Origin of the sequence: Stieleria sp., assembly GCF_041595215.1 — a bacterium.
Lineage (GTDB): Bacteria > Planctomycetota > Planctomycetia > Pirellulales > Pirellulaceae > Stieleria > Stieleria magnilauensis.
On the sequence record NZ_JBFHKV010000359.1, the window covers coordinates 1 to 7408 of the forward strand.

Genomic DNA, 7408 nt, shown 5'->3' on the forward strand with positions numbered 1-7408 from the left:
CAAATCCGCGATCGTCGATATCGAATGCGAAGCCGGTTGTGGTGTCGTGCCCTTTCGATACCGCCGCCGCCAATTCGTGCATTCGCTGCAATGGGCCATCGGGTTGGAACTGTTTCTGATGATCGACGACCCAACGCGAGTCTTCTTGACCACCGACCATCCCAACGGAGCCCCCTTCACCGCGTACCCGCACCTGTTGCGGTTGCTCGGCGATCGCTCCTTTCGCGAAACCGCATTGGCGGAAATCCATGCCGATGCCGCCGCGGCCAGTTCGCTCGGCGGGCTATCGCGACAGTACACGTTGCCCGAAATCGCCACGATGACACGCAGCGCCCCGGCGTCGATCATGGGGCTGGCCCGACACGGCCGGCTGACTGCGGGGGCCAGCGCCGACGTCACCGTCTACGAAACAGACGATGACCTGGAGAAAATGTTTCGCTCGCCCCGGCACGTGTTTGCCCAGGGACGACACGTCATCGACCGCGGAACTTACACGCCCAAACAAACGAGACCCGAAACCCAAGTCGGGCACGAAACGCTGACCGCCGACGTCGAATTCGATCCGCAGTCGGTGCAGCGGTTCCGCAGCGAGTACAACGCGTCGTCGACGTTCGACTTGAATCGGCTATGGATCAGTGATGATGAAATGCACTCGGTGCTTCGTTCCCGCCCGGTCAAGCAATCGATGCGGGAGCGTGCCCGATGAGTGAACACGACAACGCCGGCCCGAATGCCGACGCCACCCGCCGGTTGGAAATCAACGGCGTCCGTATCGAAGCCACCTTCGCCGAAGCCTTCGACATGAAAGCGACGCGGGTGATCATCACCGCGCTGGACGAGATCTGGGCCGAGCACGCCGCGATGGCGATGAGCGGATTCGGGACCAGCGTGATCGACTGCAAACTGGAAATCGATATCGAACGTCGGTTGTCGGCGAAAGAGACTCCCGACGGCCGCCCCGGCATCGCCTTGCTGGCCTTCGGGATGTCGGGTGGCGAACTGGAAAAACAGATCACCCGCCGCGCCGGCCAATGTGTGCTCACCTGTCCGACCACCGCGTTGTTCGCAGGAATCACCGACGACGTTCCCCGCGACAAACGAATCGCGTTGGGCAAGACGCTTCGGTTCTTCGGCGACGGCAACCAGATCAGCAAGGTGATCGACGGAAAGCGATTCTGGCGGATCCCCGTGATGGATGGTGAATTTATCTGCCAGCATGACGCGCCGCGCACGTCGGGGATCGGCGGTGGCAATTTTCTGCTGGTCGCTCGTGACATCCATGCGGCCAGTCGCGCCGCCCGCGCCGCCATCGGTGCGATCGAATCGATGCCCGATGTGATCACGCCGTTCCCAGGTGGCGTCGCACGCAGCGGTTCCAAGATTGGCTCGAAATACAAGTCACTGATCGCGTCGACCAACGATGCGTTTTGCCCCACGCTGCGCGGCATCACCGACTCGCAATTGGGCGAAGGAGACAATGCGGTGTTGGAAGTGGTGTTGGACGGATTGAGTTTCGATGCGATTGCCGACGCCATGCGGGCCGGTATTCAGGCCGCTTGCACCAGCTGTGGGGAACACGGCTTGGTTGCCGTCACGGCAGGAAACTACGGCGGCAAACTTGGACGCCACCACTTTCACCTGCACGAGATTCTGTCATGACACGCTGGCACCTCCAATACCGTGCCCACGCCGCTGGGGATGCCGCCGACGATGCCGCACCGCACGCGATCGACGCCTCGAACATTCGACGCAGCTCTCTGGCGGGCAAACAAGCTGCCCAGATCAACGAACTGTCGATCTGCGTGGACGGGCGCCGGGTCCGATTGGCGGATTGGTTCGAGTTGACGATCGCGGAATCAGAAACCGATCAGGTGGTCGTCGAAGGCCCGCTGCAGAACGTTCATGGGCTGGCCGCCATGCACGACCGCGGTGAATTTCAAATCATCGGTTCCGTCGGCGACTACGCGGCGTGTGGCATGACCGGCGGCACGGTCTGTGTCCAAGGCGACGCCGGGGACTTCGTCGCGGCTCCCCACGGTGCCCGCCGATCGGGCATGTCCGGCGGCATGATCAAAATCCACGGATCCGTCGGCAACTACGCCGGTCATCGGATGAGGCGCGGCACGTTGTTGATCAGCGGTTCGAGCGGAACGATGCTCGCCGCGTCGATGGTCGCGGGAACGATCTGCGTCGGCGGCGAAACAGGCGAGGGTTTGGCCGTGGGGATGAGACGCGGCAGCCTGATCCTGGGCAACGCGTCGGCCATGGTGCGGCACGCCGACCAGCTGGACGACGACGCAACGGGACGCTTTTCCAGCCCCACCCGGTTTGACCCGGCGTTCCTCAATCTTTATTCCGACCGCTTGTTTGGAGAGATCACCCAAACGTTGGAGCGATTGCCCGTTTTTCGGACTCGCGCCGATCGGACCGTCGGTGGGCTGGGAGAAGTGATCTTTGCATCGACCGCCGAGATGGCGCTCGGTGAGATGGCGTTCGGAGAGTCCTCGGCCACCACTTGATTCCTGGTAGTGGCACTCGCCATTCCTGGTAGTGCACTCGCCGCTGTTTGCGATTGAGCGAGCCGGCGGCGCTAGCCGCTTCCGCTACGCTCCGACCGCGTTGCTGGGCGTCTGGTCACCGGCGTGCTGACGGCTGGCTTCTACCATCGCAAAACGCTCACGCCATAAGAATCGCTGCAGCAAACTCGGGCGGCGCAGGTTGGGGTCGTCGGCGTCGATCGTGTGGACCTTGCCCTTGGCCGTGACCAACCGCAGTTGACCGTCGGAAAGCACTTCATCGACGACCCAGAACTTGTCAACGACATAGCCGTAGGTTTCACCCTTGGGAGACGCGACGACTTGTGCCGCGCGACGCCCCGGATTGACGCCGCTCTTGCTCTTACGATAGACCGCCCAATCCCCCGCTTTCCAATTTGCCTGCATGACTTGTTCCTCGCTTCGCCTAAAAAATTGCCCGATCCGTTTCCCCTTCGACCAACGCTAGAAACGACCTCCGATCACTCTGAATCGGAAAGGTTCTCGCCGGCCCAACTCAGCCGACTTGCATCCCTTGCATCGCCTCTCTCCCGAAAATACTGCACTTTAAACAGTACGCACATTCTGCGTGGGTGGACAGTTGAAAACATGTTGAGAAGTCGAATTCTTCATCAGATTCACGTTTTTTTCCGGAGAATCACGACGTTGGCGATCGATTGTGCCATGACGCGGTGGCTTTGCCGTGACACGCAAACGATCGGCAGTCCTCAATTGTGGTGCCGCACAACCTTGCGAGCGGACTCCGCCAAGCTTTAAGATACGCAGTGATGAACCGTCACAATGATGACGTTCTGATTCCGGATGCTGCCCCTCATCCTCCGGAACCGTTCGCCCCGAGAACTTATCACGCTTCAAAGGAATTGCGTCATCATGTTGCTCGTCCCGTCTACCTTGATCGCCGCCGCCTCCGTCCCCGCGGCCACCGCTGCGATCCCACTGCCTCGGGCAGCGATGCTACTGGCAGCCAATGGGGCCTTTTACGCAGCCCTGATCGCCATCGGAACGCTCGTCTTCCTGGTATTCGCCGCCGTGATGGGCTTCTTCGCACTGCGTTACGGCAAGCTGTGGGTCCAGGCCTACATGTCGGTCGCTGATGTCAGCGCCCCCAGCCTGATCCGAATGCACTTCACCAAGGTCAATCCGAATGTGATCGTCCAGGCCAAGGTGATGTCGGCGCAAGCCGGATTGGACATCGGCCGTCAAGCCGGCATCAGCACGCGTCGTCTGGAGGCTCATTATCTGGCCGGCGGCAACGTGATGAACATCATCCACGCGATCATCGCCGCCGCACGGGCGGAAATCCCTCTCGATTTTGACCAGGCCGCCGCGATCGACTTGGCCGGGCGCGACGTGCTGGACGCGGTCCAAACGAGCGTTTACCCCAAAGTCATCGATTGCCCCGACCCGAGCCGCAGCGGCAAAACCACGCTCAGTGCGATCACCAAAAACGGAATCGAATTGCGCGTCCGGGCTCGTGTGACCGTTCGCACCAACCTGGAACAACTGATCGGCGGTGCCACCGAAGACACCGTCATCGCCCGAGTCGGCGAGGCGATCATCAGCTCGATCGGCTCGGCCGAAACACACTTCAAGGTGCTCGAAAATCCGGACATGATCACCCGCGTTGTGCTTGATCGCGGCCTCGATGCCCAAACCGCCTTTGAAATCGTTTCGATCGACATCGCCGACATCGACGTCGGCGAGAACATCGGCGCACGACTGCAAAGCGACCAAGCCGAAGCCGACACACGCGTCGCCCAGGCCCAAGCGGAAAGCCGTCGCGCCGAAGCCGTCGCGCAAGAACAACAGATGAGCGCGATGGTCGCCAGCAACAAGGCTCACCTGGTTCTGGCCGAAGCCGAAGTGCCCAAAGCCATGGCCGAAGCGTTCCGCGCCGGCCGCATCGCCGCCCCCAACGGATCGGGCATCTAACGGCTCTCGTGAACGAATACGAATCGACCTCCTACCGCGTCAGGTTTCCCAGCGGAACCGAACGCGTCAACTTGGCCGGCATCGTCGATCGACCCAAGGTGTGGCATCCATGGAAGGACGCCGGGCGCACCCGGCTGCGGCCGGTCGTGGTCTATTCGCATTGCTTCACCTGCAACAAAGACTTCAAGGCGACCGTCAAGATCAGCCGCGCCTTGGCCCGATACGGAATCGCGGTGCTGCGTTATGACATGACGGGACTGGGAGGCAGCGAAGGCGACTTTTCGACAACCAATTTCACCACCAATCTTCGCGATCTTGCCGCGGCGATCCGATTCGCCAACGAAGAATTGGGGCCGGTCACCGCCTTGGTCGGGCACAGTTTTGGTGGCATCGCCTCGTTGGTCACCGCCGCAAAGTCTTTCCAGCCCGATCACGACGGCCTGCCCGATCACGACGGCCTGCTGGCCAACCTCCGCTTCGTCGCAACGCTCGCCGCGCCCAGTGACACCCACCACCTCGCCACGCTGCTGTCGCGGATGAACCCCGCGATCGAAACCGAGGGTCAAGGCAAGGTCACGATCGGCGGCATCGAATGGACCATCCGCCGCCAGATGCTGGAGGACTTTCGCCGTCACAACGTCACCGATTTGTTGCCCCAAGTCTCTTGCCCGGTGCTGCTGATGCACTCCCCGGTCGACCAAACCGTCGGGATCGATCACGCGCTGCGGATGATGTCGCTGATCCAAACCGACCGCTCGGCCGATGCATCCACGATCACCCCGGTCAGCCTGATGGCGCTGCCGGATGCGGATCACCTGTTGGCCAAACATCCCCAAGACCTGACCTTCGTGTCGCAAATCCTGGCCGCCTGGTGCCACCGTTTTCTCGCCAACGATCGCACGTCCGGCTGATACCGCGAAGCTGATGTCGATGGCGAGGCCCGGACGCTGGCGCGAGCCGGCTGATCTCGAACGATGATCAGCCGTTTGGCGCGAGCCTACGGGCCCTAATTGGAGGAAACGAGGCTTCACGAAGCGGTCTTGGGGCATCGCCCCGGTCGCGTCGAAGAGCGCCGGTCAGTAGAAGGCCCAAACTGTGCAGCCCAACCTGTACACCCCAATTTCGGCAATTTAGCACTGCTTAGAATTGCATCGTCTGCCCGAACTCGATGCAGATCCTGCCCAGAAAAGCCTCAGCCCCGAACGAGCCGGTCAGCTTGCCGTTCTGGAAAGCGCAGTCACACCTCTTTCTGCGGCAGATCCAACGCCCTACGCATCGCACATCGGAGCACCGAATCCCCCTGGCCGTGATCTTCGGCAAACCGCTCGCTGCACGCTGAAACAGCCACATTTGGCCTCTCGGGTGCAACGCTACCATGGTCCTTCTCTTTCTGGAGACCAAGACCATGAGCTTCAAAGAACAGCTATCGCGTGAGCAGATCCGCACACTTCCGCTGCGTGACGCGATCGCCCTTGATGAGCACACGGTTGCCCGCGCGGCAATCGCACTGATGCGGACCCATTCGTTGGGCTGTGCCGTGATCGTCGACCCGGGCTGCCGCCCGCAGGGAATCTTCAACGAACAGTCGATCATCCGGATGCTGATGGCGGGCGTTTCCTTAGACACGACCGCGATCTCGGCGTTCGCCGACCCCGACGTCGGCATCGTCCGAGCCGACGACCCGATTCTGTTCGCCTGGCAAGCAGTGGTTGACCAGGGGCACCGCTTCTTGTGCGTGACCGATGACGAGGGGTACCTGATCGGTTTGACCGGTCAGCGGGGCTTGGCGGAATACGTTTGTGATTGCTACGCGAAACAAATCGCCGTTCAGCGTCTCGGTAGTGCACCGTGGATGCTGCAGCGCGAAGGAGCTTGACCGATGAGTTCGTTTTTTAGAATGGATCCGGCTGAAACGTGTGACCCACTTTCCAACTTCGAGCCGGCCGAATACGACACCGAACTGGAGCGTGCACTGGCAGAAGACCCGATCGCGGAAATCGACGCCAAGCCGTATCTGCAGATCAGTCCGCATGCGTCGGTCCTAGAGGCGGTCGAGATGCTGCACGATTCAGGCGCGGCCAGTTTGTTGGTCGTCGACGGCGAACACCTGGTCGGGATCTTTACCGAGCGCGACGTGCTTGAAAAAGTGGTGGAAAAGTACCCGCGGGTTTGCGGCCAACCGGTCGAGAATTTCATGACCACCAATCCGACGATCGTTTACCAATCCGATCCTTCGGCCGCTGCGGCTGCCGCGATCGCGGTCGCCGGTCATCGACACGTGCCCGTGTTGGACATGGACGAATGCGTTCAGGGCGTGATCAGCCCCAAACGCATGTTCGCGTTCATGCAGAAACACTTTTAAGTCGCAGATCCAAACCGCATGTTCGCCATGGTGTTGCCCAAGGAGGGGCGCCCTGGCTTGCATTCCAACGCCGGCTGCTTCGACAGCACGCAGTGTTCTTTGTTAGCGGAAGGGCGCGAGCCCAATACCGCTGAATCGACATTGAGGGGTACCCGGACGCTGCCGCGAACCGGCTGATATCAATTGATGATCAGCCGTTTGGCGCGAGCCTACGGGCCCTGCGCTGGTCAAAACCTTGTCGATTGAGCGGTATTGGGCGCGCGGCCAGACCCCGACGGGGTCCAAGCCAGTAGCCGGAGGTGAGCGCAGCGACACCTCCGGACATCCGGTCCCCCGTCAGACGCGACCCCGAAGGGTGTCGAAGCAAATGACGTCGGCGCCCTCGGACCCGGCCAGCCCGCACGCTCAAGCTCACCGATCAACTCCTTTACGAACGCAAACTGCCGCACCGCCGGCGGCTGGATTCGCTGCGACCCCGTCCGGTGTCGACGGGATTGTGGGTCGTGCTTCCCGGAGGTGGCGCTGCGCTGACCTCCGGCTAATCGCTGACATCCCTCCG

At 61.4% G+C, this 7408-nt stretch carries 8 protein-coding genes; 7 read left to right on the forward strand and 1 reads right to left on the reverse strand.

What is annotated here, in order from left to right:
• The 3 genes from ABX749_RS15145 to ABX749_RS15155 all read left to right on the forward strand — a co-directional run.
• The coding region (locus ABX749_RS15145) for an amidohydrolase family protein (protein WP_372896707.1) at window positions 1–706 on the forward strand (706 nt) is incomplete at its 5' end.
• Window positions 703–1659, forward strand: coding sequence for a formylmethanofuran--tetrahydromethanopterin N-formyltransferase (gene fhcD / locus ABX749_RS15150; RefSeq protein WP_372896708.1), 957 nt, complete (start codon window positions 703–705; stop codon window positions 1657–1659). The genes ABX749_RS15145 and fhcD, both read left to right, overlap by 4 nt.
• Complete coding sequence (locus tag ABX749_RS15155; protein ID WP_372896709.1) at window positions 1656–2519, forward strand: hypothetical protein; 864 nt, start codon at window positions 1656–1658, stop codon at window positions 2517–2519. The genes fhcD and ABX749_RS15155 overlap by 4 nt, the downstream gene beginning before the upstream one ends.
• 84 nt (window positions 2520–2603) lie before the next feature.
• Here ABX749_RS15155 and ABX749_RS15160 read toward each other — a convergent pair whose 3' ends face one another.
• On the reverse strand, window positions 2604–2942 hold the full coding sequence (locus tag ABX749_RS15160; protein WP_372896710.1) for a hypothetical protein: 339 nt from the start codon (window positions 2940–2942) through the stop codon (window positions 2604–2606).
• A 564-nt stretch (window positions 2943–3506) separates the two neighbouring features.
• Here ABX749_RS15160 and floA point away from each other — a divergent pair.
• The 4 genes from floA (at window position 3507) to ABX749_RS15180 (ending at window position 6849) form a co-directional block, all read left to right on the forward strand.
• Complete coding sequence (gene floA, locus ABX749_RS15165; RefSeq protein WP_145222410.1) at window positions 3507–4487, forward strand: flotillin-like protein FloA; 981 nt, start codon at window positions 3507–3509, stop codon at window positions 4485–4487.
• Between the two features lie 8 nt (window positions 4488–4495).
• Window positions 4496–5398, forward strand: coding sequence for an alpha/beta hydrolase family protein (locus tag ABX749_RS15170; RefSeq protein WP_372896711.1), 903 nt, complete (start codon window positions 4496–4498; stop codon window positions 5396–5398).
• A gap of 464 nt (window positions 5399–5862) precedes the next feature.
• Window positions 5863–6363, forward strand: a complete 501-nt coding sequence (locus ABX749_RS15175) for a CBS domain-containing protein (protein ID WP_372896712.1) — start codon at window positions 5863–5865, stop codon at window positions 6361–6363.
• A gap of 3 nt (window positions 6364–6366) precedes the next feature.
• Entirely contained in the window at window positions 6367–6849 is a 483-nt protein-coding gene (locus tag ABX749_RS15180) for a cyclic nucleotide-binding/CBS domain-containing protein (protein ID WP_145209893.1), read from the forward strand.
• Window positions 6850–7408: the final 559 nt, after the last annotated feature.

What these genes read in the sequence shown, in the direction of transcription:
- fhcD (WP_372896708.1), top strand. Translation starts at nt 703, where the DNA reads ATGAGTGAACACGACAACGCCGGCCCGAATGCCGACGCCACCCGCCGG.
- ABX749_RS15155 (WP_372896709.1), top strand. Translation starts at nt 1,656, where the DNA reads ATGACACGCTGGCACCTCCAATACCGTGCCCACGCCGCTGGGGATGCC.
- ABX749_RS15160 (WP_372896710.1), bottom strand. Translation starts at nt 2,942, where the DNA reads ATGCAGGCAAATTGGAAAGCGGGGGATTGGGCGGTCTATCGTAAGAGC.
- floA (WP_145222410.1), top strand. Translation starts at nt 3,507, where the DNA reads ATGCTACTGGCAGCCAATGGGGCCTTTTACGCAGCCCTGATCGCCATC.
- ABX749_RS15175 (WP_372896712.1), top strand. Translation starts at nt 5,863, where the DNA reads ATGGTCCTTCTCTTTCTGGAGACCAAGACCATGAGCTTCAAAGAACAG.
- ABX749_RS15180 (WP_145209893.1), top strand. Translation starts at nt 6,367, where the DNA reads ATGAGTTCGTTTTTTAGAATGGATCCGGCTGAAACGTGTGACCCACTT.